The sequence below is a fragment of the Chitinophaga sedimenti genome (assembly GCF_023156195.1).
Classification (GTDB): domain Bacteria; phylum Bacteroidota; class Bacteroidia; order Chitinophagales; family Chitinophagaceae; genus Chitinophaga; species Chitinophaga sedimenti.
In genome coordinates, this window is record NZ_JAKUKA010000001.1 from 3,528,084 (window position 1) to 3,552,487 (window position 24,404).

General features: G+C 48.0%; 33 protein-coding genes. 18 read left to right on the plus strand and 15 right to left on the minus strand.

Annotated elements, in window-relative coordinates; genetic code table 11:
- The first annotated feature begins 145 nt into the window (after positions 1-145).
- Together MKQ70_RS20105 and MKQ70_RS20110 are read left to right on the plus strand one after the other, a co-directional pair.
- Positions 146-631, plus strand: coding sequence for a L,D-transpeptidase scaffold domain-containing protein (locus tag MKQ70_RS20105; RefSeq protein ID WP_248073845.1), 486 nt, complete (start codon positions 146-148; stop codon positions 629-631).
- Positions 529-1,611: a L,D-transpeptidase family protein gene (locus tag MKQ70_RS20110; RefSeq protein WP_248073848.1), complete on the plus strand. Its 1,083-nt coding sequence runs from the start codon at positions 529-531 to the stop codon at positions 1,609-1,611. Before MKQ70_RS20105 ends, MKQ70_RS20110 begins: the two co-directional genes overlap by 103 nt.
- A 45-nt stretch (positions 1,612-1,656) precedes the next feature.
- Here the strand turns inward: MKQ70_RS20110 and MKQ70_RS41355 are convergent, their stop codons facing one another.
- Together MKQ70_RS41355 and MKQ70_RS20115 are read right to left on the minus strand one after the other, a co-directional pair.
- The gene (locus MKQ70_RS41355) at positions 1,657-1,881 is read right to left on the minus strand and encodes a BON domain-containing protein (RefSeq protein WP_308199097.1); all 225 of its coding nucleotides are present in this window, start codon (positions 1,879-1,881) and stop codon (positions 1,657-1,659) included.
- Positions 1,797-2,324 carry a BON domain-containing protein gene (locus MKQ70_RS20115; protein WP_308199099.1) on the minus strand — a complete coding sequence of 176 codons (528 nt, stop codon included), beginning with the start codon at positions 2,322-2,324 and terminating at the stop codon, positions 1,797-1,799. Before MKQ70_RS20115 ends, MKQ70_RS41355 begins: the two co-directional genes overlap by 85 nt.
- 220 nt (positions 2,325-2,544) lie before the next feature.
- Between MKQ70_RS20115 and MKQ70_RS20120 the strand changes: the two genes are divergently transcribed.
- From MKQ70_RS20120 to MKQ70_RS20140, 5 genes are all read left to right on the plus strand, one after another.
- On the plus strand, positions 2,545-2,778 hold the full coding sequence (locus tag MKQ70_RS20120; RefSeq protein WP_248073850.1) for a YgaP family membrane protein: 234 nt from the start codon (positions 2,545-2,547) through the stop codon (positions 2,776-2,778).
- A 41-nt stretch (positions 2,779-2,819) separates the two neighbouring features.
- Positions 2,820-2,975: a hypothetical protein gene (locus MKQ70_RS20125; protein ID WP_248073852.1), complete on the plus strand. Its 156-nt coding sequence runs from the start codon at positions 2,820-2,822 to the stop codon at positions 2,973-2,975.
- 150 nt (positions 2,976-3,125) lie between these two features.
- The gene (locus MKQ70_RS20130) at positions 3,126-3,467 is read left to right on the plus strand and encodes a DUF6799 domain-containing protein (protein WP_248073854.1); all 342 of its coding nucleotides are present in this window, start codon (positions 3,126-3,128) and stop codon (positions 3,465-3,467) included.
- A gap of 42 nt (positions 3,468-3,509) precedes the next feature.
- On the plus strand, positions 3,510-4,022 hold the full coding sequence (locus tag MKQ70_RS20135) for a nicotinate-nucleotide adenylyltransferase (RefSeq protein WP_248073856.1): 513 nt from the start codon (positions 3,510-3,512) through the stop codon (positions 4,020-4,022).
- Positions 4,023-4,192: 170 nt separating this feature from the next.
- The gene (locus MKQ70_RS20140; protein ID WP_248073859.1) at positions 4,193-4,822 is read left to right on the plus strand and encodes a hypothetical protein; all 630 of its coding nucleotides are present in this window, start codon (positions 4,193-4,195) and stop codon (positions 4,820-4,822) included.
- Positions 4,823-4,855: 33 nt separating this feature from the next.
- Here the strand turns inward: MKQ70_RS20140 and MKQ70_RS20145 are convergent, their stop codons facing one another.
- Positions 4,856-5,698 (minus strand): CHAD domain-containing protein, encoded by an 843-nt coding sequence (locus MKQ70_RS20145; RefSeq protein ID WP_308199100.1) that lies wholly within the window; start codon positions 5,696-5,698, stop codon positions 4,856-4,858.
- Positions 5,699-6,273: 575 nt separating this feature from the next.
- On the opposite strand from MKQ70_RS20145, the gene MKQ70_RS20150 reads away from it, so the two are divergent.
- From MKQ70_RS20150 to MKQ70_RS20175, 6 genes are all read left to right on the plus strand, one after another.
- On the plus strand, positions 6,274-6,510 hold the full coding sequence (locus MKQ70_RS20150) for a hypothetical protein (RefSeq protein ID WP_248073861.1): 237 nt from the start codon (positions 6,274-6,276) through the stop codon (positions 6,508-6,510).
- The gene (locus tag MKQ70_RS20155; protein ID WP_248073863.1) at positions 6,498-7,238 is read left to right on the plus strand and encodes a hypothetical protein; all 741 of its coding nucleotides are present in this window, start codon (positions 6,498-6,500) and stop codon (positions 7,236-7,238) included. The genes MKQ70_RS20150 and MKQ70_RS20155 overlap by 13 nt, the downstream gene beginning before the upstream one ends.
- Positions 7,239-7,336: 98 nt before the next feature.
- Positions 7,337-7,792: a hypothetical protein gene (locus MKQ70_RS20160; protein ID WP_248073866.1), complete on the plus strand. Its 456-nt coding sequence runs from the start codon at positions 7,337-7,339 to the stop codon at positions 7,790-7,792.
- Positions 7,793-7,824: 32 nt separating this feature from the next.
- The gene (locus tag MKQ70_RS20165; protein ID WP_248073867.1) at positions 7,825-8,505 is read left to right on the plus strand and encodes a hypothetical protein; all 681 of its coding nucleotides are present in this window, start codon (positions 7,825-7,827) and stop codon (positions 8,503-8,505) included.
- A 20-nt stretch (positions 8,506-8,525) separates the two neighbouring features.
- Positions 8,526-9,896, plus strand: coding sequence for a hypothetical protein (locus MKQ70_RS20170; RefSeq protein ID WP_248073871.1), 1,371 nt, complete (start codon positions 8,526-8,528; stop codon positions 9,894-9,896).
- Positions 9,893-10,684, plus strand: coding sequence for a hypothetical protein (locus tag MKQ70_RS20175; protein WP_248073873.1), 792 nt, complete (start codon positions 9,893-9,895; stop codon positions 10,682-10,684). The genes MKQ70_RS20170 and MKQ70_RS20175 overlap by 4 nt, the downstream gene beginning before the upstream one ends.
- Positions 10,685-10,750: 66 nt before the next feature.
- On the opposite strand, the gene MKQ70_RS20180 is transcribed toward MKQ70_RS20175, so the two are convergent.
- The 3 genes from MKQ70_RS20180 to MKQ70_RS20190 are packed head-to-tail and all read right to left on the minus strand — an operon-like array spanning position 10,751 to position 12,341.
- Positions 10,751-10,960 (minus strand): hypothetical protein, encoded by a 210-nt coding sequence (locus tag MKQ70_RS20180; RefSeq protein ID WP_248073875.1) that lies wholly within the window; start codon positions 10,958-10,960, stop codon positions 10,751-10,753.
- Complete coding sequence (locus MKQ70_RS20185; protein ID WP_248073877.1) at positions 10,909-11,829, minus strand: ATP-binding cassette domain-containing protein; 921 nt, start codon at positions 11,827-11,829, stop codon at positions 10,909-10,911. Before MKQ70_RS20185 ends, MKQ70_RS20180 begins: the two co-directional genes overlap by 52 nt.
- Positions 11,775-12,341 (minus strand): ATP-binding cassette domain-containing protein, encoded by a 567-nt coding sequence (locus tag MKQ70_RS20190; protein WP_248073878.1) that lies wholly within the window; start codon positions 12,339-12,341, stop codon positions 11,775-11,777. Before MKQ70_RS20190 ends, MKQ70_RS20185 begins: the two co-directional genes overlap by 55 nt.
- Positions 12,342-12,635: 294 nt before the next feature.
- Between MKQ70_RS20190 and MKQ70_RS20195 the strand changes: the two genes are divergently transcribed.
- Positions 12,636-13,523 (plus strand): OmpA/MotB family protein, encoded by an 888-nt coding sequence (locus MKQ70_RS20195; protein ID WP_248073880.1) that lies wholly within the window; start codon positions 12,636-12,638, stop codon positions 13,521-13,523.
- Positions 13,524-13,628: 105 nt separating this feature from the next.
- On the opposite strand, the gene MKQ70_RS20200 is transcribed toward MKQ70_RS20195, so the two are convergent.
- The 4 genes from MKQ70_RS20200 to MKQ70_RS20215 all read right to left on the minus strand — a co-directional run bounded on the left by MKQ70_RS20200 (position 13,629) and on the right by MKQ70_RS20215 (position 17,454).
- Positions 13,629-14,348 carry a phytanoyl-CoA dioxygenase family protein gene (locus tag MKQ70_RS20200; protein WP_248073882.1) on the minus strand — a complete coding sequence of 240 codons (720 nt, stop codon included), beginning with the start codon at positions 14,346-14,348 and terminating at the stop codon, positions 13,629-13,631.
- Between the two features lie 121 nt (positions 14,349-14,469).
- The gene (locus MKQ70_RS20205) at positions 14,470-15,000 is read right to left on the minus strand and encodes a DUF1801 domain-containing protein (RefSeq protein WP_248073884.1); all 531 of its coding nucleotides are present in this window, start codon (positions 14,998-15,000) and stop codon (positions 14,470-14,472) included.
- 70 nt (positions 15,001-15,070) lie between these two features.
- Positions 15,071-16,810: an FtsX-like permease family protein gene (locus MKQ70_RS20210; RefSeq protein ID WP_248073887.1), complete on the minus strand. Its 1,740-nt coding sequence runs from the start codon at positions 16,808-16,810 to the stop codon at positions 15,071-15,073.
- Entirely contained in the window at positions 16,774-17,454 is a 681-nt protein-coding gene (locus MKQ70_RS20215; protein ID WP_248073889.1) for an ABC transporter permease, read from the minus strand. The genes MKQ70_RS20210 and MKQ70_RS20215 overlap by 37 nt, the downstream gene beginning before the upstream one ends.
- Positions 17,455-17,608: 154 nt before the next feature.
- On the opposite strand from MKQ70_RS20215, the gene MKQ70_RS20220 reads away from it, so the two are divergent.
- Complete coding sequence (locus MKQ70_RS20220; RefSeq protein ID WP_248073891.1) at positions 17,609-18,121, plus strand: alpha-ketoglutarate-dependent dioxygenase AlkB family protein; 513 nt, start codon at positions 17,609-17,611, stop codon at positions 18,119-18,121.
- Here the strand turns inward: MKQ70_RS20220 and MKQ70_RS20225 are convergent, their stop codons facing one another.
- Positions 18,122-18,451 (minus strand): antibiotic biosynthesis monooxygenase family protein, encoded by a 330-nt coding sequence (locus MKQ70_RS20225; RefSeq protein ID WP_248073893.1) that lies wholly within the window; start codon positions 18,449-18,451, stop codon positions 18,122-18,124. It lies immediately after the preceding gene.
- A 103-nt stretch (positions 18,452-18,554) separates the two neighbouring features.
- Positions 18,555-20,474 (minus strand): TonB-dependent receptor plug domain-containing protein, encoded by a 1,920-nt coding sequence (locus MKQ70_RS20230; RefSeq protein ID WP_248073895.1) that lies wholly within the window; start codon positions 20,472-20,474, stop codon positions 18,555-18,557.
- 261 nt (positions 20,475-20,735) lie between these two features.
- On the opposite strand from MKQ70_RS20230, the gene MKQ70_RS20235 reads away from it, so the two are divergent.
- The 3 genes from MKQ70_RS20235 to MKQ70_RS20245 all read left to right on the plus strand — a co-directional run bounded on the left by MKQ70_RS20235 (position 20,736) and on the right by MKQ70_RS20245 (position 22,004).
- The gene (locus MKQ70_RS20235) at positions 20,736-21,074 is read left to right on the plus strand and encodes a hypothetical protein (RefSeq protein ID WP_248073896.1); all 339 of its coding nucleotides are present in this window, start codon (positions 20,736-20,738) and stop codon (positions 21,072-21,074) included.
- A gap of 20 nt (positions 21,075-21,094) precedes the next feature.
- Entirely contained in the window at positions 21,095-21,424 is a 330-nt protein-coding gene (locus MKQ70_RS20240) for a hypothetical protein (protein ID WP_248073899.1), read from the plus strand.
- A gap of 265 nt (positions 21,425-21,689) precedes the next feature.
- Positions 21,690-22,004, plus strand: a complete 315-nt coding sequence (locus MKQ70_RS20245) for a hypothetical protein (RefSeq protein WP_248073902.1) — start codon at positions 21,690-21,692, stop codon at positions 22,002-22,004.
- A gap of 58 nt (positions 22,005-22,062) precedes the next feature.
- On the opposite strand, the gene MKQ70_RS20250 is transcribed toward MKQ70_RS20245, so the two are convergent.
- Genes MKQ70_RS20250 through MKQ70_RS20260 form a run of 3 tightly spaced genes read right to left on the minus strand, consistent with a single transcriptional unit; the run spans position 22,063 to position 24,190 of the window.
- A complete protein-coding gene (locus MKQ70_RS20250) occupies positions 22,063-22,980 on the minus strand; it encodes a carbon-nitrogen hydrolase family protein (protein ID WP_248073905.1) in 918 nt (305 codons plus the stop codon).
- 44 nt (positions 22,981-23,024) lie between these two features.
- On the minus strand, positions 23,025-23,807 hold the full coding sequence (locus MKQ70_RS20255; protein ID WP_248073908.1) for an MBL fold metallo-hydrolase: 783 nt from the start codon (positions 23,805-23,807) through the stop codon (positions 23,025-23,027).
- A gap of 56 nt (positions 23,808-23,863) precedes the next feature.
- Entirely contained in the window at positions 23,864-24,190 is a 327-nt protein-coding gene (locus MKQ70_RS20260; protein ID WP_248073911.1) for a hypothetical protein, read from the minus strand.
- Positions 24,191-24,404 lie beyond the last annotated feature (214 nt).

Genomic DNA, 24,404 nt, shown 5'->3' on the forward strand with positions numbered 1-24,404 from the left:
CCAAAATTAACACCTTGTCTGAGCATCATCATGTCGGGTAGATACGGGTTCTACTAACTTAGTAGTGTCATTGTGTCTTTTCCCCCTCAAACTGTTAGCCCCCAAAAGCCCTGCATCGGGCAGGGCTTTATCTATTTAAAATAATATGCAAAATTTAAACATAACTAAGTGGCTGCAGTTCATTATGGCTTTCCTGATGAACAGCTTTGGGGTCACGGACGATGTTCATTCATTTTACCAGTTAACCGGCCGCCAGGTCGCCTGGACGGGCGACAGTTGCCGGGCAAATCTTGAGCAACTGGCAGCCTATGTAGACCAGGCTCCCTATCTGGGGCTGCGCGACCAACAATATGAACCAGCTTTACTCGATTCGCTTATAATTGAGAAATCTTACCACTCAGACACCCTGTTGGACAAGCGCCTGACCCGGGCGGCGCTGTTGTTTTTCTCAGATGTAGTATACGGCCAGCGGTTGCGGAAAGATGTGAATTATAATGGCCAGCGGTATTCCCCCGCTGTTACGAGCCCATGGCAAGGCTGCTGGCCAACAGCTTCCTCCAACATCAGTTTGGTGAACTATTACACCAGCTGGAACCGCGCGACTCCGCATACCAGCAGTTCAAGGCACTAATAGCGATCATTCACCGGCAATTGGCGGATTCAAATTTTAAAGAGACCCGCTTTCCCAGGAAACTTACCGACATTCATGAGCCGGGATTTATGGACCGCCTTTATCAGTTAGGCGCTATGCGCGCCGCTGACACTGTCTTTTCGCTAAAGCAAATACAAAAGATGTTTGGTCTACTCGCAGATGGCGTCCTCAGTACTTCTGTCATCGATGCAGTAAACGTACCGCTAAAGACCAGGCAGGAGCAACTACGCCAGGCCATTAATTGCTACCGGTGGATTCAATGTGCACAACAGTCGGCCCCCTCGGTAATAGTTAACATCCCTTCCAATTCATTATCGGTCTACTTTAAGGATTCCTGCCTGCTGTCGTCACGGGTAATCGTTGGGAAACCTTCGACTCCTACGCCAACATTGTGCAGCCGTATCCAGGCCATTGTACTATACCCGTATTGGTACGTACCACACAAAATTGCAGTCAGGGAACTGTTGCCGCGTATTAAAGCCAACATAAGTTACCTCGAAGATAATCAGCTTCAAATCCTGAGCGCTTCGGGCAGGATCATTTCACCCGCCCGTATCAACTGGCATGAAATGAATGCTGCAAATTTCCCCTATACGCTCCGGCAGAATATCGGCTGCGACAATTCCATGGGAGTGATCAAACTTGACTTCGAAAGCCCATATGGCGTGTACCTGCACGACACACCCCAGAAGGGGCTGTTCCTGTTAAAGCAACGCTTCTTCAGTCATGGCTGCGTGCGGGTGGAAAAGGCCGATACGCTTGCCAGGTTACTATCATCGGAACAACGCATCGTGGCCCGCTTGCTTGATGCCGGGCCCGCCGTAACACAGAAGCCTATAACGATACCGCTGGACACGCGCCCTTGGATATATATTTTCTATAACATCGTGTGGCCGGATGAACAGGGCCTGGTTCGCTTTTTCTCAGATTCTTACCACCATTATCCGCTCAACAATTAAAAAACCGGGACTGATGTCCCGGTTCACCTGTTAAATAGCCATATCCTAGTAAACCAATTCGTCTTCTTCCACCACCAACCGGTTTTCCACACTGTCGACCCCAGGCGCCAGCAATGCGGCCTCACGTGCATCGTCACTTTCCAACAACGAACGCACAACGCCCGTCAACACCACCTTATTCCCTTTTATCTCCACCTGCACCTTTTTAGCGTCGATGGTGGCACTCCGGTGAAATGCCGCCATAATTTTCTTTTTAATGTCCTGGGGCATGGGCGGCGTGTCCAGGCCAATGTAGTTGTGGACGCTGAGCACCCCTTTAATTTCTCCACTGCGTTGCCTGCTGCTGCACGCTGGTATTGAAAATAAACGGTCCCATCCAACGTAACCACCCCGTTTTCAACTTTCACCTTAATCTTCTCATCCGGAACAGCATTATCCCAGCGAAGCGCATGTAATACAGCAGCAGCAAGTTCCGCGTCCGTTTTGGCATCCGATGGGGAAAGTCCCACATCTATATTTTCAGCAACAGCTTTGACACCAGCCACCTTCCTGACAGCTCGCTCCGCCATCACCTTTTTATAAAAGGAGTCCACTTTTCCGGATAGGGTGACAATACCATCAGTAACAGCCACTCCAATTTCCGCCGCGTTAACAGCAGGTTCCCATTTGAGTTGTTCGATGACATTTTCCTGGATCTCGATATCTGTTTTCATATTAAAGCATTTTAGAAAATTACCAATACCATAAAGATAAACGGGTGCAGATGTGCAACCAGACGACCGTCATCATGTCTTCATATGATTTCGTTCCACTGAACATGCGAAGGTTACATTTTCCGCAGCCGTAGGATATTCCTTTATCAAACCGCCCGCTGACCATCATCATTCATGTCCAGTGCGATTCCTGCTAATTTCAAGTACAAAATCTATGGTTATGAAAGAAAATATGGGTACTGCCGACAAAATCATCCGTTTTACGGCGGCATTGGTGCTGGCCTATCTGTACTATATGGAGCTTGTGACCGGTGCGACTGCCATTCTAGCGTTGTTACTTGGCGTAGTGCTTTTTATCACCGCCATAGCAGGCTATTGCCCGCTATACCACATCCTTGGCATCAGTACTAATAAAAAGAAAAGCCAGCAGCAAGGCAGGGGCGATATCTTTTAAACCTGTGTGCACGAATACGATTAACGACAAAGCACGACAACATGAAAAGCGAATATTATAATCTTGAAATTGTGTATAAAGGGAAAATTCGACAAATCCCGGTAACAATTGACGTCAGATCGGTGGGCAATAAAATATCCGCTGTGGTGGACGGTGTAAAATCACGTTCCGGCAGGACGATCAACGTGACGGACTGAGACCAACCAGTGATAGCGACGAGCTGGATCCGGAATTATGTCATCTGATAGGATCCGCTATCTGTAAAGCACACAGGCTTCACTATTTGCCATGATAGCATCCGCTCCAAAAAAATAGACATGTATTATTAACCACATAAACAACTGATCATGAAAAAGATCCTTCTTGCAATGATGGCTACATGCCTGATGACAATTTGTGTACAAGCACAGACCAAAAAAAAAAACGTAAAGCCTGCCTCTAAAGATGCTGAATATCAGAAAGAAAAGATTACGGAATGTTGCATAATGAAAAATGGGAAAATGTATCACTATAACAACGGAAAGGAAACAGCCATTACAAAGGAAATGGATATGAATGGCATGAAAATATATCCCGACGGAACATGTAAAATGAAAGACGGGAAGAGCATGAAACTGAAAGACGGCGAATGTTGCGACACGAAAGGAATGGTGCACAAAGACTGCCATAAAATGATTCAAAAATCATAATTACCATCAGCTCTCTTAGTAATTCTTTAAAAATATACAATCATGAGAAGGACTAAATTAACGATACTGATGCTGGCCCTTACTGCCGGAATCGCCACTCATTTGCAAGCGCAGGTGCGCGACCTGCCTGAGGTAACAGTAGTGGCTAAAAACTACAAATACTTAAGGTCGACAAACAATAAGGATGCAGCACCGCCGGTTAAGCTACTGGAACATAAGGCCGCCAGCTTTGATGTGAAGAGTTCAGAATACTACGAGGATGACAATGATATGTATTACATAACTTTCTATCTGCCTGAAGGCTACGTACTGGCAGTATACGACCAGGAGGGTAAACTTCTTCGGACCGCTGAAAAGTTCAAAAACATCTCCCTGCCATCTTCGGTGCGGGATGCGGTCGCTAAACGCTTTCCCAACTGGGCTATATCGAAAGACATCTACATCGTAAAATATGGCGAAGAAGCGGGCGCAAAAATGCAATACAAACTGCTGCTGGAAAATGGCAGCAAACGAATGCGCGTAAAAACGGACGAGAACGGAGAATTCCTGGACTAGTCCGGACCAGTCGCCAGCGGCACCAACTCCTCAACTTCCAGTATGCAGGTGTTGGTGCCGTTTTTATAACTAGCCGATGATGGTCCGATGAGCGTTGTCTTTGACCGACATTGACGAGTTCATATTTTCCCAGATTTAGCAACAACCAGTTTCCCTTACTTAAAAAAATCATGATATCGGGCATCGATATTTCAGCGGGCAAATGGGCCAGCTTTTCCGCCTTCGTCACCGGTGTTATTTACGCACTAGTAACCGCAGCAGGCCTCGTCAGGCTTCCCGGACCTGCTGAGCAAATAGGTCAACCCTATTTTGCGCTTATGGAGTGCCTTATCCTGCTTAACGCGCCTTTAATGGCCATAAGCCTGGCAGCCGTCCACTATACTGTTGAGCACCGTTATAAGATTTTCAGCCTGGTGTCCGTTTGTTGTTCATTCATGATGACTGCAATCACATCGGGGGTACACTTCGTCATCATCGCTTCGCACGGAACATATACTAAAGAGTATCCTTCGCTCTTCTCTTTTAAATGGCCGTCTGCGGTATACGCACTCGACATACTGGCATGGGACTGGTTTTATGCACTTGCGATGCTCTTTGGCGCTGTCGTATTCCGCCACGGCCGTCTGCAGCGGTCTATACAGGCAGTGATGCTTATTAGCGGACTATTCAGCCTTACAGGGCTGGCAGGAGTTGCATCAGGCAACATGCAGGTACGTAACGCAGGTATTATTGGGTATGGTGTGGCAGGACCATTTGCTTTCCTGCTAATAAACAACTACCTGAAAAAGCAGCCGTCTTAGCCGGTGGCCGGCAGTCGTTGAAATCCGCCGGCATTATCTTTCGATTTGCACCCGGGCGGGTTGTTTAATTGACACTGATCGCACAGGATCGGGATTTACTGCAGCCCTCAGCTTCTTTATAATAGCATATTTGAGCCGTTTCCTTGACCTTAACAGATGCCGTTTTACGACAGCCATTTTCCTTTTATCCTTACAACGCAATGCGCGAACCAATCGCCCTTTCATAAACTTAATCGATGAACATTGATCCTGAAAAATACCAAGATCATCCAGCAAACTGCTGAAAACCGCACCCATAGTAAATGACGCCTTTCCGGGAAAAGCGGAAGCGCAGGTATCGCTGTTGTAAACAAGGTCTTTCAATATCTTTCTTATGACATGCAGATTTTGATTATTAAACTTAGCTGATCTAAGTATTGCATTAATCTTCCGCTGCTTGCCTTCCGTATAGCGTTGGTATTCCTCCATTGTAAATGAACCGGGAAGCATATGATCCGTTTTTGCCTGGCTTTTATCTAAAGGATTGGTGGATAAGATCTTTATTAAAGCAGCCTTTTCCTTATGTATTTCCCTTCTTAGCGCCTTTAGGTAAGCAGCCGGCTTATCATCGCCGTCATCCGTTGATTTGCCGCTCCCTGCCATATGCAATTGAAAATCTCTGATACGCCCGGCTATCCTATAAGCACGACGTAGCTTTCCAGAAACTTCAATACTTTCATTGGCCGAAAGCATGCGCAAGAAAGCACGCAACTTCTTATACTCCACGCGAAACTGGTGTACCGTATGCCTATCCAGATCACTAAAGCAACTGCATGCATAGCGCTTCATATTTACGTAATGCAGATCGGTGATATTTTTCAAATCGCTCCGCGTCATCTTTTCTGTAGATTGGCCACCGGTAAGATACTATAACTTAGTAACGGCACTGCTGATTAAATGTGGTATCAAGCCTGATTACCATTATCGGCTATAACGCTATGGAGTGATTGAGTGCTTCGCATTGCTACCGCTAACTGATACCTATCTGGCACGGTGATGACGATAATCGTTGGCGCAAGTATAATATTCATGCATCCTGTTTAATTAAAGAAATTCTTTTGTTATCGTCTGCAGCCCGAAAATTTTCATTTTATTAACATCAGCAAAAAATCTTAAAAAATTGACTGCTAACTATTTAGGACATATTTCTTTCAACAGGTCAAGCCTTAATAACCGCTAAATAACAAGCAGTTAACAGATAAACCCCTTGCAATGCTGACGTAGTAATCGTATATTCGTTAAAATAGCTTAAGAGCGCGTCCCATTTCCTCGTTTGTGAATATTATGTGCAGGGAAGTCTATATGCGCCCCATTCTCTCAATTTGAACCATTTCCCGTGTTTAGCCGACGGCCTTCAGCATTAATCCGATTAATGCCAGCAGACCTGTATTGTTGACTTAAAATGTAACCTCATGGAACAGCAATCTGTTAACGGATCCGGCTTGTCGGATCAGGAGAAAGAGTCGTGCCTTGAAAAAGGTGAACGCATCGCCCGACTTGAAAAGGCACGAGAGCACCACCCAAACACCAACGGCAGCGAACCGGCGAAAGAAGACACACTGATCGGCATCCTCGAGGGAAGGATCCAGCACTTGAGCAGGAACTGGCCGACATCAGGAAAACTTATTCCGACCAATTGGCGCACATAGACAAAGACATTATCGACGTTGAAGCTGAACTACGTGAAGTAGATATCGTCATCAAAGACGTGACCAAAGCACTTAAACAACAGTTTGACAGCATCGACATTAAAGAAAAAGAGTTAAAGAAGCTGGTGGATGACCTTTATACACTGGTGAAAAATCTCGGCACCAAAAAGGCTGCGGTTATAACACAAAAGATCGCCAACTTCCAGGCGGCGCTGGAAGCCAGCTTAAAAGCCAACAAAGAAACAGAAGATAAGTACAATGCCAAACTCAAGGCAGACCATGACGCACGCAAACCGGAATTCGATGACTGGCTGAAAGACCTGGAAAAAGACATAAAAGATGCGGAAATTCAAGTCACAAAGGTTACCGGGGTTATCGAATCAATGGGGCACCTCAAGCTAAACGCCTTTATGCGGTCGCTATTCCTCACGATCGCTTCGATTGCAATTGTGATATCCGGCAACCTATTGGAGGCCTACTTAATTAACGGTCCTAAACCGGTGGAAGATCTGGTTGCAAACAGCGTTCTTTCCCAGGTAATTAAAGGTATCGCCGGACTCTCCCTGAATTGGAATGCATGGCAAATCGGCCTGGGATTACTTGCTTTCGGCGCACTTAACTTCGCCGTGGCCTGGATCTGCGAAGCCCTTCTGTTTAAGCGCATCATACCACGCCTCGGCCGACTAAAGGTGCGACGTAAAAAGGCAATGATGGCGCAGACGAACTAACGATTGAGGATACAAGCCACATAGAGCAGGAAAGAGCACGGATAAAATCCCGCAGCTGGTCGTCCGTGGTACTCCACTACATACCTATTCTATTTTTTATGATTATGACGGTGGTACTGCTGACAGGCGGCGCCAACAATATCAAGTCCACCACCGCTGCAAATGATTCGCTCACAAGTATATTATCTGGTGCAGGAAACGATTCACTAATCAACGCACTCAGCCGTTTGCACGGTGGTACAAGTACCGCTACTTTAACCGGTGTTGCCGGCGAACCGCAGGAGCCTGACGATCATTATGCCCGTATGACCCGCCAGGCACTCGGCAGTGTTATGACAATTTTGTTTGCAGGCATATTGTTGATGTACATTAAATTTTTGGCGGTGCCCCGGTTCTTCAAAAGGAACAAAGGGAAAATAACCAGGGATGACTGGCACACTACCTTTCTCATGAAATGGGAAATCGTGGTGGTTGTGGGTATGATGTTGTTATTCTTTGCCTCCCTTTCCGCATATGCGTGGTTCGGCCCCTCCAGCCAAAGGTTTTTATTTTAACAGGTTTCATCGGCAGTGCATTCACCGGGGCCGTGCTGCTTGCCTGGAGTTATTACTCCTACTCACTTGCCATGGAACTGAACAATGCAGAAACTGTGTACAATGAATTGAAAGTGCTGCGTTCACGCATGAAACATGCTCCGCGAATTTCGCTTAATCCCCGCACCCGCCTGTACGAAGTGATGCAGGAAGGATTGAACGAGCTTGATAAAATGATGCTGAAAGACATCGACAATACTCAAAACATGTGGAAGCAGCGCGTACCCTGGCTTAGAAATCCAAGACGCTATTTCCGTTTAAGAAATGGTAAAATCGGCTGGACGCAGGACGAATGGCCACACCTGTTGTTTAATCTGGAATCGCTGGTGACGGTAGAGGAGCTGGCCTGTTATCCGGAACTGGAAAAAGAATACTTAATACTACAGACTAAAATCCGTGAAGTTGCCTCCACTTTACATGATCTGAAGGAAGAAGAGATAAATATGAACATTGGAGAAGACGGCAAGTTGAATGATAAGGGTGCAGCAAAAGGAGTTGCCGGCAAAGCGGAACAGAAAAAAGAAGCCCTGACAGAAAAGCTGGAAGGACATTACGATAGGAAACGGGACAAGATCAAACAACGGGAGCAAGCAGTACGAGCCGCGATAGACCTTGCCGAAAGCAGGAGATCCTGGGTATTAAAGGGATACTATAGTTATCTCGATGAAAAATAATGTTCAATAAAAATAAAAAAATGACACTGACAGATACTATAAAAAGCGCCTGGTCGAGAATGTCGTCGGTATTCCAGCGCAGCGGCAAAGACGGTGCAGAAGCCTCACAGGACAATGACACCTATGCGGGTGTGGACGCATCAGAAAACATGAGCGACCTGAAAAAACTGGCATCAAAAGATGAATTTGACCCCGCCATAGAACCTGAATTTGAGGTTTGTGTGATGAAGCTGGTAAACAAAGATTATAAGGACATGGGCGAACACGACGGAAAAAAGTGTATCCGCCGGCCAGTGGAAGCAAATGCTCAGGCCAACGCAGACGGAATGGTAAGCCTGTTGGTAGCGGCCCTGAGCAAATGGGAAAGTCCGGAAAAGGGCAAACTTGAGAAAGCGAAAACCATCAAAGCACAACTGGAACAAGCGCTGAGCGAAGAGGAAAAAGAACTGAAGATAAACGAACAATTTGAGCGAGAATCCTCCCGCCTGTTTTCCACGAGCAACGTGAGCATGTATTTATTTGCCGCCGTTGGTATGCTTGTCGGCGAGTTTGCCATGATGTACAATGCTGTAGGCGCATTTGGCTTTGGCAACGGCAGGGATTTTGACTACCTGCAGCTGATGTTTGCTGTCGCTATCAGTTGCAGCATGGTATCTACAAAAATCGTATGGGACGCTTACGTAAACAGACCCGATGACACCCGTCGTGCCGAATTACGTCGTTTACGCTGGGAGCGCGACAATCCAAAAACACCTGTGCCGCCAGATGTATTAAAAGTGCAGTCGATCGTTAGATGGCAACCAAAAGTAGTATTCGTTTTCCTGTTGGCCGCCCAGTTGCTGGCTATTGTTGCCTTTTCGTACGTAAGAGCCGATAAGCACGGCTTCAACAAGCCCAGGCGGGCAGCAGGCGTATCGATAACCAATCAAGCAATCGCCGCCAGCGTTAATGTAAAAACAAGCGTAGTAACCGCTCCTGATTCGGCCAACAGCGCACAGGCCCCCGTTATTCAATCAGAAGATAAAACTACCAACTGGTTAGGTTTATCGCGTTTCTGGGCCTTTATTTCATTCTCGGTGTTATTTGCCACGCTAAGCGGAATTTGTTTGTCGTATGCTTTTCAGATCATCAATAACAAACGCATGCTCCGCAAGTTGAAAGGCAGGGTAAACAGGTTAAAACACAAGTTCAGTGAGGCTACAGGCAACCACGAAACGCGTAAACAGCGCTGTAGCGATATTGATGCCATGCGCAGCAAATTCAATATGGAAAAGGCGGATAAAGTAAGTGCCAAATTTGTGAAAGCTTACGAAGGTGGTTGGAATTTCGCTATGCAGGAACATAAAAAAGCAACTCCCCTGTTAATCAAACACAAATACAAAAATATATGAGACAATTCATCGCATCCGTCGGATTTATGATATTAATGTTTTCCGCTTGTAACCTTACGCCATCTTCCAAACCAGGCAAATTAGCAGTGGTTATCACTGATGCTTCCCACAGCATATTTTTAGTCGACACCTCCGGAAAAAAACCTAAACCAGCGCAACCCCAAGGCAACATAGAGGAAGTTCTCGGCTTCATGGACGATGTAGCTAAAAAAATGAACAACGACGGCCGTACCCCGGTAGACATCCACTTTCTTGCCGTATCCCGCAACATAAGTGATGCAACGCTATCAGTTGAACCATATAGCTACAGGCCTTTAAATGAATTAGCGCTTGACGAACAGGAGGCTGATAACAATGCCATCCTTACGGAAGCAAAATTAAAACTGGTGGAGCGTTCTAAAAACACCCGGGAAAAAACGTGCCTTTTAACGACCATCGAACACGCAGCCGACATGCTCCAACACCAGATGAAACGAAAGTCCGGTGATTCCCTGCACATCATTATTCTGTCTGACATGGTTGAGGTATGCGATCGCTCGTTGATGGGAGCCACTAATTTTTCTCCAACCGATACAGCCAAAATAAGCGCATCCATGAAACAAATTGCGACAATGAAACCGACATTTAAGCTGGATGACCCCATGCTGACTATAACTATCATCGATGTAGCACCTCTAAGTGACCCGGCAACAAAAGACGCTCTTACACGGATGTGGACCGCTGTGTTTGAAAAACTGGGATACGCAAAACCTATTGTAATTAATACAGGTGTTCCCGATAAGTTTTAATAATGCGGCCAAAGGTAAGATGCTTGAACGCTACCAAGTAAATCGAATAAATTAGAGAGCCTGTCATCAACTTTCCATTATAATCGCCGCTTCAACTCCCGTATCACCCAGGAAACGCTGATCGTGCGACACCACGATTAACGCGCCACGGTATTCGTTTACGGCGGATGTAAGAATATTAATATTTTGAATATCGAGGTTGTTTGTCGGTTCGTCGAGAATAATTAAATCGGGCGCCTGGTGGCCAATGGTAAGACAGCAAAGCAGCAAACGCATTTTTCGCCACCGCTTAAAGCGCTGCATGGTTTATCCCAATCGGCACTGGTAAAAAGGAAGCGGTTTAGCCTCGTTTTGATCTCATGTTCTTCCAACGCACCACTGTTGTAGCGTTCTGCCTGCTGGTAAACAGTAAGCGCATTATCGATCACGGAATAATCCTGGTCGATGTACAACGTGTGCATATCGGCGCGTTGAAGTGTTCCGGACGTGGGTTGCAGCTGACCAAGCATCAATTTGATCAGGGTGGTTTTACCACTCCCGTTAGGACCTTTGAGCGCCATCCGTTCGCCGCTGCGTAACTGAAAACGCAGGGGTTTTGGCCATAGTGGCTTATCAACATAACTAAAGTTGATATCTTCTGCCGTCATCAACACCTTTCCTTTATGCAACGCAGAATGATCCAGGTCGATTTTCATTTTGTCCGCATCGGGCAACGACGACCGCAGCTGTTGCAACTCCTGCGACAGGGAGTCCACTTTATCGGCGTGTACCCCTTTGAGGCGCGCGGTACTTTTCTCCGCATTGTTGCGGAAGGTGTTCATGGAAATAGTTGGCAATCCCGCTTTTTCCTGTTTCTTTTTGCCGCGGGCATCCAGTTTCTGCTGCCGCTCCATGGCTTCCCGTTCTACATCGCGGGCCTTACGCAGGGCTTTTTCTTTACTTTTTACATCCTGGTGCAATGCTTCGGCAGCTATCTCCCGCTGCTCCACATAAAAGTCATAATTGCCGCCGTAGCAGGTTAGACCATCACGCCCCAGCTCACATACGCTTTTCACCAGGTTGAGCAAGGTGCGGTCGTGGCTCACCACTACTAGGGTCTGGCGGGAAGAGGTAATAAAATCATATAACTGTTGACGGGCTGGCATGTCCGGTGATTGCTCGGCTCGTCCAGTAATATTAAAGCTGGTTGATGAATGGCTATGCCGGCGAGAAACACTTTCGTCTTCTGGCCACCGCTCAGGCTTCCCATAGTACGTAATAAATCCGTTTTATGTAACCCCCAGGCGGCAAATGCCTCGTGGCAACGCTCTTCTATTCCCCAGTCATCATCGAGCGCGGTCATATTGCCTTCGCTTACGTCGCCTTCGAGAATGGCAGCCAGCGCTTTCAGTTTGGCTTCCACGCCCAGAGCCTGGGCCACGGAATAGTCGTTATACTGGCCAAAGTGTTGCGGCACATAATATGGCTTCGACTCCGTGCGCACGATACCGGAAGCCGGCAATAACAATCCGGCCATAATGCGCAGCAATGTAGATTTCCCTGCGCCATTGGCACCAATAAGGGCTATTTTCTCATGTTCCTGTATGGAAATATCAATATGATCGAACAACAGATCCCGGTTGGGATGCAGGTAGCAAACGTTTTGAAGGGTAAGCATTTCGCTCTCTTTAAATAATTGAATAATCAAAGACCAAGGCCTTTGCTGGATTATCTATTTAAAAGAAAGCAAATCTCACATGTTGTTCGTATTCGTGAATAATGACGCAAAGATAGGGGCATCTGCACAAAAACAAAAACGACTACACTTACCATGGTTTAAGCAAGCACCGCATAAAAGCACTTAACGATTTAGCTATCAGCTAGTTAAACCCCTTCAGATAAACCCGTGACCGCTTTATTGGCATAACCTTTGCTTAGCAAGAGATACTAATCAAAACATAAACATCACTGTATGAAAGCACATATTTTGTTATCCACGACCTTGCTGGCAGCCACGGTGCTAGGCTCGGGCTGTGTAAGCAATAAGAAATTCGGACAACTCCAATCAAGCTACCGGGAACTGCAAAATGCAAACCGCGCACTGGACGCCAAGTACCAGGACTGCTCACGTAACCTGAGTGGCGCTACTACCCGTGTACAAAGTCTGGAAGAACAGATCGCAGCGCAAAGGACCGGTCTCGCATCATTGCAGGCGGCTCTTGACAAATGTCTGAACTCCAGCAGCCAGGGTAACGTTAATATTTCCAAATTGGTAGATGAGATCAACTCATCCAACAAATACATCCAGCACCTGGTGAACACCAAAAACAAAAGTGACTCACTTAACATGGTGCTGACCAACAACCTTACCCGTTCGCTCAGCCGCGAGGAAATGCGTGACGTGGATGTACAGGTGCTGAAAGGCGTAGTATACATCTCCCTGTCGGATAACATGCTCTACAAATCAGGCAGCTACGAGATTTCCTCTGCAGCAAATGCTACACTGGGCAAAATCGCGAAAATCATTACTGATTATAAGGATTACGATGTGCTGATCGAAGGTAACACGGATAATGTACCTATCTCCACCACCAACATCCGCAACAACTGGGATTTGAGTGCCCTGCGTGCCTCTTCGGTAGTACAGGCGTTACAGAACAACTATAACGTAGACCCTAAAAGGCTGACAGCCGGCGGGCGCGGTGAATACAACCCGATTGCTTCCAATGCTGATGCTGCGGGCAAAACCAAAAACAGGCGTACCCAGATTATCATTACACCGAAACTGGACCAGTTTATGGACCTGATCGAGAAAGCGCCGGATACGGACAGCTCGGCGGCCCCGGTGCCTAAAGTTTAATTTACTCCTGCTACATAGAAAGAAGGGCTGAACGTGTTGTTCAGCCCTTCTGATTTTATGGAGGTGCTGCCATCTCTTATTTCAACGCTGCCCGAATCGCAAGTCCTACCACACTTTCCGGGTCCGCCTCCTGCGCGCCTTTGAATAACAACGGCGGCTGCGCCAGGAACCGAACTTCCGTTCCCCGATGTGGTTGCGCCGCATGTACGAGAAAAGGATGACACAAATACACGGTACCGGCTGCACCGGTGGCCAGCGCTTCTTCCCGCGCCGGCATGTCCACAAACATGGAAGCCAGTTCCATAAAAGACAATCCTTTATCGCCATGGGGCGCCAATGCACGGGCCACATCCAGGTGGGAGCCTTTGCGGATGCGGGTAGGCGCATCGTCCGGACCAATATCGGAAAGAGGAACAGCATTAGCAACGCGCGGCCTTTCGAACTGATGTTACTGCGCCAGGAAAAGTAATTGGCCGGATCATCACCGGGAAAGCTTACATCTACATGCCAGCCGGTATCGCCGGCGTCTTGCGGTGCAGGAAACCGAACGGGAAAAGTACCCATCGCGCGGCACGGTGCCCATCTGCCTATACCTACCAGCTGATCAAAGGCGGCATGTAATAACGGCGTATTGGCGGCTTCAATAAAGGGCGGCTCCGAATACATGCCTAGGCGAACAACCGGTTGTATCCTGTTGTCCGGGATGTCTTTCCACAGCCGTTCACGCACTGCAGCGGCTATTTCCGGCGAAAACGCATGATCGAGACGAAGAAACCCGTCCGTAATAAACTGATCTATCTCAATAGGACTAAATACTTCTTTCATTGCAATGATTTGAGGATGTACAATAAGGTGCAATGTCCCCGGGGCGGAGACTACAGACTAAGCAGCCTGTAAAAGAAGTATTAAAGTGTTGGAGACATCCTCATGGACGCAAATTACTATTTTATTTTTTGAATGATAGCCCCGCTGTTTCCAGGACCTCGTATAATTTAGGTAACGATCCCTTCCCCATGCCGTGCAGCTCCGGGATATCCGCCTCGCTGTATTTCGACAGCTGCTTTACAGTTTTTATCCCCTTCCCCGCCAAAGCCCGCTGTGCAGGCGCCGATAAACCAGAGAACGGATTCTTCGCTGCTTCTTTCTGTTCATTTTCTTTTACGCGAAAGCGGGTGATCTTTTTCACCAATGCCAGTGGCAACGGCTTGTCCAACGGAAACTGGATAGCGCCTTTAGACATCTTATACGCCCCCAGCTCGTCTGCAAACGCCGTGATGCCGGAGGGTGCAGGGTAAAAGCCGATATGTTGTTTATAAGCCGCAAAATGCACGAGGTTGCCAAAAAGCGCAAACGTAGGCATACCATAACTAAAGGTTTCGACCGCGTTGGGGGCGGCCTTCGCGATGGTATCGCGCATCTGTTTCAGCAGCTGCTGCGTTTCCTTCGGAAAGGAAGCGATGTACTGATCGATATTCATAATGGAAAGTTACTGCATCGGCCACAGATTTAACAGGTGCCGGCGCGACAATCTGCGGGGGAAATGCGCATCACTCCGTCCGCAAACTCTTTACCGGGTTCATTAAAGCCGCCTTCACGCTCTGGAAACTTACCGTGAGCAAGGTAACCAGCAATACACCCCCACCGGCAGATACAAAGATCCACCACGGAATATCCGAGCGATATTGATAACCCGCCAGCCAGTTACGCATGAGGAGATAAGCGATCGGCATTGCAATAAAAATCGATATCGACACCAGTATTAAAAAATCTCTGGAAAGCATGGCCCACAAATTGAGTACAGAGGCGCCAAGCACTTTGCGAACGCCAATTTCCCTGGTGCGGCGTTCAGCCATAAATGAAGCCATACCCAACAAACCGAGGCAACAGATAAATACCGCAAGCATCGCAAAAAACCCGACCAGTTTACCGATGCGCTGCTCGTCCGCAAACTTGCCTGCATAATCCTGATCAATGAACTTGTACCCAATCACCGCAGCTGCATCGTAATGGCGCACTGCTTCTTCAATTCTCGCTAAAGCACGCTGCATACTTACGTTGGGGTTCACGCGCATGGTGATCATCGACACATCTTGCGAATTGAGGTTATAAAGCGAAGCCCGTACCGGCACATAAGGCGATTCGGCGATAATATCTTTAATCACGCCGATAATTGTCCATTGGCTGCCATTCCAGCGAATCGTTTCGCCCACCGGGTTTTTCATCCCCATATAGCTGGCAGCCGCCTGGTTAATTACAACGGCCTGCGAATCTGAAGCAAACTGTTTGGAAAAATCGCGGCCGCCGACAAACTGCCAACCCATCACTTTACCGTATCCATGCCGCACCACGGTGTTTGGCCAGTCGACCGCCAACTCCTGCGGTTTGCCTTTCCAGCTGATATCGCCCTGCGTGCTCCACACGGTGGTAATAGGCGAGCTGGCGGCGGTAAGACCGGTAATAACGCCACTTTCGAGCAGCTCGGCCTCCAGCGCGTCTACGTGTCCCATCAGCGGTCTTGTGTCCATATCCAACATTACCAGTCCGTTGCGATCATAACCTACCGGCCTGTTTTGCGCATGCCTGATCTGTTTAAATACGACCATCGTTCCGATGATCAGCAATAAAGAGATAGAAAACTGTGCTACCACCAGTACTTTGCGCGGTACGGCAGCATAACGGCCGGCCCGGAAAGTACCTTTTAATACTTTTACAGGCTGAAAAGAGGACAGGTAACAAGCAGGATAACTACCTGCAATCAACGCCGTCACAACACTAATACCAATGCCCGACAGCCACAACAGGGGATTGCCCCAGGGCATCTGCATCTGCTTGCCGGTAACTGTGTTGAAAAAAGGTAACGCGATGGCCACTAACAGCAACGAGAACATGAAAGCCACAATAACCACGAGCAGCGACTCTGAAAAAAACTGTTTTATAAGTTGTCCGCGTACGGACCCCACCGCTTTCCGGATGCCCACTTCCCGCGCACGTTTTTCGGAACGCGCCGTGCTGAGGTTCATAAAGTTGATGCAAGCGAGCAATAACACGAACACGCCGATAATACCGAACATCCACACATATTTAAGTCCGCCACCATCCGGCACACCGTTTTTAAACGAAGTTTCCAGGCGCCACTTCCGCATCGGGTGCAAGAATAACTGCGGCTTCAGCCGTTTTTCGTCATCACGCAAATGATTCAGCCGCACATCTTTAATTTTCGCAGTTACTTTATCCATGTTTGCCTGATCGGCTATTTGTACATAAGTAAGGCAAGAGTTGTTCCCCACGGGTTTTGCTGCGTTTTCATCCAGGGACGGGTGATGGTATAAGCCTCAAACGGCAACAGGTACTGCACGCGGCCGAACATCGAGTTACGCGGCAGATCTTTGTATACGCCCTGCACCTGGAATACCTCCTCTTTCGAGATGGAGAGTGTTTTGCCCATCGGGTCCTGGTCGCCGAAAAAGTCTTTGGCGGCAGTTGCAGAAAGCAGGATAGAAGCCGGATCTTTAAGCGCATCTTTTGAACCCACGATCATTTGCAGATCCAGCATTTCCGGACCGGCCGGCTCTACATATTTACCGAGCTTTTTCAGATGTTTATCGCCATGTGTAAGCACAAAGTAAAAGTCCCAGCTCGCCATCACCACATGTTTAAAATCACCTGGAAATTCATGGCGCAGGGCCTCTCCCATTGGGTAGGGCATGGTTTGCCAGGTGGCAATGTCGCCACCAAAATCCTGGTTCTGGAACACCTGTGCGATACGATCGTAGTTGCGGTTATAACGATCAAATGTTAATTCATCCCATATCCATAGGCCAATGGCAAGGGCTACGGCCATGCCGACAGCGAGTCCGCCGATATTGAGGGCCGCGTACCCCTTGTTTTTTACCAGGTTGCGCCAGGCTATCTTGATGTAATTCTTGATCATAGTTGGGTGAGGGTTATGCCGGGTGGCGGAGCAAAACTGTGCCAATATCTGAATATAATGATAGCCAATAATTTAGGAATGTACAAATTGCCGGGATGTCCGGTTTTAGTACAGGTAATTGTCCGGTATTGAAGGAATGGTTACATTCGTTAGTATGAATGGCATTACCTATATCGAATCGTTTTTACTCCAGCCCGACCAGTTATTTCAGTACCTTGCGGCTCATGCCAACTGGGACGATCGCATGGCCGCCCGCAAAACCGCCAGCTATGGTGTGGCGTACAATTATTCTCAGATCAGTTATCCTTATCGGCCTATGCCGGACCACCTACAAGTGCTCAGCGCTCAAATACGGGAAGCCATCGGCTTTACGCCTAATAATTGTTTGATCAATTATTACCTTGACGGGCAATCGAAAATGGGATTTCATTCGGACCAGACGGATATTTTGGTGGAAGATACTGGTGTCGTGATAGTATCGCTGGGCGTTACAAGAACATTGCGCTTCCGCAATATAGTAGACAAAAATATAATCGTGGATTATGAACTTCCGCCCGGATCGTTGATCTATATGACACAGGCAGTACAGGATGAATGGCAGCACGCCATTCCCACAGCAAATGTAAATGACGGGCGGATGAGCCTCACGTTCCGTAAAATAAAGTAACTAATACGCCCCGGTAGAAGGCTCATTACGTTCGTCAAGGAAAGCGACCGATTTATAATGCAGTACCTCCGGGAATGGATCGTAAAAATGATGCAGCAGCGCTTTCCATTGCTGATACTCGGGCGACTGCCTGAATCCCTCGGTATGATCACGAAGCGTCTCCCAATTTATGAGCAATACATACTGATGATCGTTTTCCAGGCAGCGCTGCAATTGCAGGTTAATAAACCCTTTCATGGCGCCGATGATATGGCGCGCATCCGAAAATGCGGCCTCAAACTCGCTGGTCTGGCCTGGTTTTACGTGCAGAATGGCTACTTCTAGTATCATAACAGGAAGATAAAGAATTATTCTACTACCGGCGCATGAAGCTTTTGTTATGCGCACAAAAAAGGCCGGCACGGGCCGACCGTTTCTTTTCATTCGTTTCACATTATTTCCGAAGACTGAATTTCGCTCCGCCCATCAGCCATACGCCGGGCATTTGTGCGCCCAGCAGGTCCTGGTAAGATTTATCAAAAATATTATCTACCTGCGCAAAAATGGCCACCCTGTTTTTCACCACAAAGTACTCCGCTTTCGCATTCACCAGGAAATAAGATTTATCAACATTCGCCTTGATAGCAGCGGCAGCCTGCGGGTTGCGCTCTTTATACAGGCCATTCAGCGAAACACTCCAGCGGGGCGCTATATACTGCGCAGTAAAATTCGCCAGCAGCCTTGCATTAGAGGCAATGTAGAAAGATGCGGCACCCGAAGGCGACTGGGTATCCATCCACACCAAACCTGCATTCAACACTATTTTATGTTGATGGGCCAACGGCTGTATGTACTGTACATCCGTTTCAAGGCCAGTGGTGTTCACTTCGGCAATGTTCTTCGCCAGCGCATAGGAGGCGCCGTTTACCAGGTTGTCTTTGCGCGGCATATCAGCATAAGCCGTCGGCGACCAGTCGATCACTTCCTTCTGTTCGCGACGGAAGCCCGTTACAGCCACCCGGATGCGATCGCGGATAAAGAAGTCGGCACCCGCTTCGTAACTGAACGAATGTTCAGACGTCAGCGCCGGGTTGCCTACACGCTGTCCCGCCGACACCGTGGCTTTCTGATAGTTGTTGTAACGCTCCGTGAAGTCCGCATCCCGAATGGTTTTGCCGGCGCTTGCACGCAACTGTACCCATTCTGCACGGTAAGAAACGTTTAACTGCGGCACCAGTTCGTACCCGCTTTCCTCGTTCCAATCCAGGCGTAGAGCGGGATTAATAAAGAACCGTTCGCCGATGCGCTGGTTTAATCCTACAAAAGCAGCGGCCTGTTGCAGGTTGTGATCACCACGGTCGTTGGAAGAAATACTTTTATCCCGGAATTGCAGGCCGCCGGTTAACGCGGTCTTATCTGTAAACGCGTGTTCGTATACCGCCAGTGACTGAAACAGTTTGCTGTCGCTGCTATTAGCTACGCCAAGGCCATTAAAACGGTACGTGTCGGTCACCGATTTATATCCCGCCAGGAAAGAGAATTTGTTCTTGCCATTTTCGTAACGCAGCTGCAGCTGGTTCCACCAGGAGTTTACATTTTCGCGCGCGGTATCGCTGGCCGCGGTGGTGTAAAAGCCCTGCGCACCAAAAAAGCGCGTGTCATAACTGCTGCGCAGCGCCAGTTGCCAGTGTTCGCTCAGGCGATGGCTGGCAGACAAAGAAAAAGTATTCAGGTGCAAAAATCCGGAAGTACCGCGCTGTGGTTGTCCGTCGGTGTTGTTAGACAGTACACCCGCACTGATGGCGGTTTTCCCGTTATTGTAAAATGCGTTCCCTCCGAGGTTCCACAAGCCGTAAGCACCACCGGTTACGCTGGCGTTATAGGATTGCTGTGGATTTTCGCTGGCTGCAAATGCTTTAGTGATGATGTGTATCACGCCACCCACTGCTTCTGAACCATAGATGGCGGAAGAGGCACCCTTGAGGATCTCGATCCGGTCGATTTCGCCGGGCGTAACGGGGATGTAACTATTAAAGTGACCGGTATTCGGATCGTTTACACGCATACCGTCGATCACGACCAGCACCTGCTGAAAGGTGCCGCCGCGCACCACAAAATCGCTCTGTGCGCCCATCGGACCGCGGGCCTGTACTTCCAGTCCCGGTACGTAGCGTAACAATTCATCGATGGAGTTGACAGGGAGCCGGGAAATTTCTTCGCCCTTTATAATGACCAGGTTTCGGCCGGTACGGGAGCTGCTGGTTGGTTGGATGGTGGCCGTTACCGTTACAGGGTCGAGCTGTTGCTGACTTTCCTGTGCCATCGCGAACGCCGGGGCCGCCAGTGCGGCTGCGAGGAGCAGCCTGCCTTTCATATTAAACATTTCTAATTCAATACTTTGTTATGAAATATAGGTTTAAGCGGCAGCAAATGTAGCGCAATTGGCATTCAAAAATGCAGTATCCTATTTTTTCAATATATGAGGCATTCTAACCAGAATGATTTATATTAGAAGTGTATTTGTGACCCTTGGCCCCGTGCTTCCACGACCGTAAAAATTAGTTAATCCTCGCTCCCACAAAACCGGAGAAAGCCCATATCAACACACATGTTTAACCATTTAAACAAATTCCAGATGAAAAAAGCGATTCTATTGCCGCTGATTGCGCTGCTTTGCTGCGTCAGTATGGCTACGAAAGCGGCGAGTATTGCGCTTTACGGCGGTACGCCCCCGTCATGGGCCACTGTGACCATTGATGGCAGCAACAACATCACCGTTACCGATCCGTCGGGCGGCTCCACCATCTACCGTATCGACTTTTATTTTTACGGTAGCCCCAGTTATTACGCGGTACCTGGTCCCGGCACCAGCAATCACACGTTTAACTCCAACGGCGCGTACCTGATCTCCATTGGCTGGAATCTTTACGGCTGGCCTTACACCGCTTCGGCGCATTATCAAATCACATATTAATCATTTCTAAAAAATCCATTATGAAAAAAGCAATCGTATCCACTTTCGTCGTATTACTAAGCTGCGTAACCATGGCCGTACAGGCAGCGACTATTGGTCTGGGTGGCGGTACACCACCTGCAGGCACCACTGTTACTATTGATGCTTCCAACAACATTACGGTAAGCAGCAGCGGTTCTATTTACCGCATTGATTTTTACCGTCACACCGCGCCTACGTTTTATTCGATCGTTGGTCCAATGACAGGCAGCTATACGTTTTACGCAGACAACGCATACATTGTAAGCATCGGCTGGCAACTGCCGTTTTATCCGTATAGCGCAACTGCTCAATATTATATCACTTACTAAATAGCTGCTGAGGATTTATCTTTCTCCGTTATTTTTTATGCAATAGAACGTTTGTTTTCCCGCCTGCGAATCTGTACTATCTTCTGATAAAAAGTATTCACCCCCAACTACTGCTTTGTTTAATTTAGAATTGCATTTGTAACCCATATTCCCCTGTTGATTTTTTGCATAGTTAATCCATCTCCTGGCCGGGGAGGAATTGTTCATTTATTTATTCACCCTTTTCATTTTCATCAAACATGAAAAAATCATCTTATTTCCCCTGATGATCATCTGCTGTTTATTCACCATGGCCGTGAATGCAGCGACTATTACTGTTTTAGGCGGCACCGCGCCGGGCAACGGTTACCACACCGAGAGTGTAGACAACTTCGGGAATGTTTCGCTTACAGCCGACGGCTACGTTGGTAGTGTATTTTGTGTGAAAGACGTAACACCGGGCAGTACCGGACCTTACTACTGGTGGATATCGCCCGGTAGTGGCAACTTCAACATCGGCGAAGCGTTCAGAATTGTAGTGAATTGGCATGTGTTGGGCGACAGCACTCCCTATGCGCTTACGTATGAAATCAGATACTAAACCGTCTTAAAACCCGACAACAATACCTGCCTCAACGCATCATTGTCATCACTTTCTATTACAGCCCGGTCCTGTTCAGCGAACGTGCATCGTCTACGCGGGTACCACTATGATAAAAGCCGTTCATAGCGCGGTTGCGCCAGTGTTTGGTGGAGTCGTAATATTGCTTCGTAAGATCAATTTCCGTGATCAGGACACCGGCAACATTTTTTTCCAGGCGGCCGGTGATCACACCGTCCGCCCTTACCATAAACGAAGCCCAGCAACTTTCCTTTGCAGCACTGTTCGCACAGCTGATCCACATATAGTTATTGGCCGCATACGAGATCATGGTTGCAGGCATGGTAATTTCCGGGTACGTATGGCCGGGGTTGTATTTAAAGTTCTCTTTCCCTACCTGCTCTTCCATGAAATGCTGCCGGTCCGCATCCATCCCTGCTGCATGAAAGGAATGAAACACCACTTCGGCATTGCGCATTTTTAATTCGCGGTATAATTCGGGGTAACGATAGTCATGGCAGATTAGCACGGCACAACACACACCCTTAATTTCGAACAAGGTAAAATGGGTACCGGGTGAATAGTGCGCCAGGTCGTCGGTTTGTTCAGTTTCATCGCCGGCGCAGAACAGCTTGTCGTACCGATCAATGATCTGTCCCTGCGGATTGATCACATACAGGCTGTTATGCGGCTTGTGTGTGCCGGTAAGCTGATGCGCGGAGCCCAGTACTACCCATATACCCCATTCGCGGGCAGCCGCCATCACCTGCAACGTCGCTGCCTTCAGCGAATCCCAATCATAATTTTCGAAAGAAGGAAAATCCACACCCGCGTAGCCGCTCAAACTACCTTCAGGAAAGTGTATAACGTCGCATCCATTTTTACTGGCCAGCTCCATCTGTCCAATAATATTTTCTTTATTACTGACGATGTTACTACTAACGGGAAATTGACTTGTTGCTATATTAAGTGTCATAAGCCGGGTGTTAAACAATATGACAAAGATGCAAAAAAATCCGGCTAAATGAAGGTCCGCCTGCCCGGACGCAGGTAAATGCAACGCTCACTGGCAAATGTATCGTTGTCAATAGCCTTTTTCAATTTATCTTCCCGCTCTTTAAAATGCGTCCATCCACGTTGGTGAACGGGAATTAACTTATTGGGACGTATAATGGAAGCCGCTTTCAGCAAGTCTTTGCTGTCCATGGTATACTTGCCGAAACCGGTGAGATAAGGAAACTGCACACCACCTGCATGCATAATACCGATGTCTACTTTATACCGCCGCGCGATCTCATCAATACCCGCAAAATAAACTGTATCACCAGATATATAGATGACCCCGTTCTCCTGCCCTTCATACTCAATTACAAACCCGATTACCGGTCCCGATACAAACTCCGGCAACCACCACGGATGATGTTGCGCGGGTGTTGCGGTAATCCGAAGGCCCCGCACTTTATTCGTCAACACCGGAAAGGTTTCCCAAACCGCCAGCCCCGCGATATTATCCAGCACGCCGCAAGCCTTTCGGGTGGATAATACCTGTGGAACGTTTATGGTGAAGGCCTTTCCCGCATTATCAAAATTATCTTTGTGCTGATGATGGCTTAATAACACCAGGTCTATCTCCGGCAAACCCGCCACAGGCAAAGCCGGATCGTCCGTTTTGCGCGAAACAGCCCCGTAGCCATGGTGGTACAAACGGCCACCCCGGTCGAGGGTGGGATCTGTGAGTATTCTGAAATCGCCGATCTCCAGCAATAAGCAGGCAGTATCAATATGGGTGATGTGGATGTCCATAACCTGAATGTACGGTAGTCCGGCCAATGTTTGCCGGCACACCGCCAAAGCGCCAACTACTGCCGTGCATTGTCCAATACCTCGCAGGCGGCATTAAAACCGGCCTGGTATATTTCATCGAACTTCCGGAAATCGAACATACTATAACGTGCAAGTGTTGCTGGTTCTATAAAGATGCTGCAACGCTGCCTGTTCTTCGCCACCCCTTCGTGAATTGCCATGTGCAACGTACGGTCTACATTGGCCAGGAAGCCTCCGCCGGGATTGTAAGCCGCCAGGGGGTTCACATGCACGCCGACAATATTGTCGTACAGTGGCAGCAACGGTTCCAGAGCAGGTTGCCTGACAGGCCGCCATCCACGTAAGGCTTCATCGATCTCCACAGGTTGAAACTAGCAAGCACCTACAAACATACAACGTAAGTAGTATTTCCACTAAGTCCAACAAGATAGAACCCCGGGGTTCTTGCCCGGTCTTTTGCTTTGATACACCTTTGCACTATCAGCGAATTTTACGGACAGTAACATACCATGAAATACACCACGGTCGTACGTAGCAATACGGCCAAGTAAGAAAGCCTATTGGAAACATTCGGTA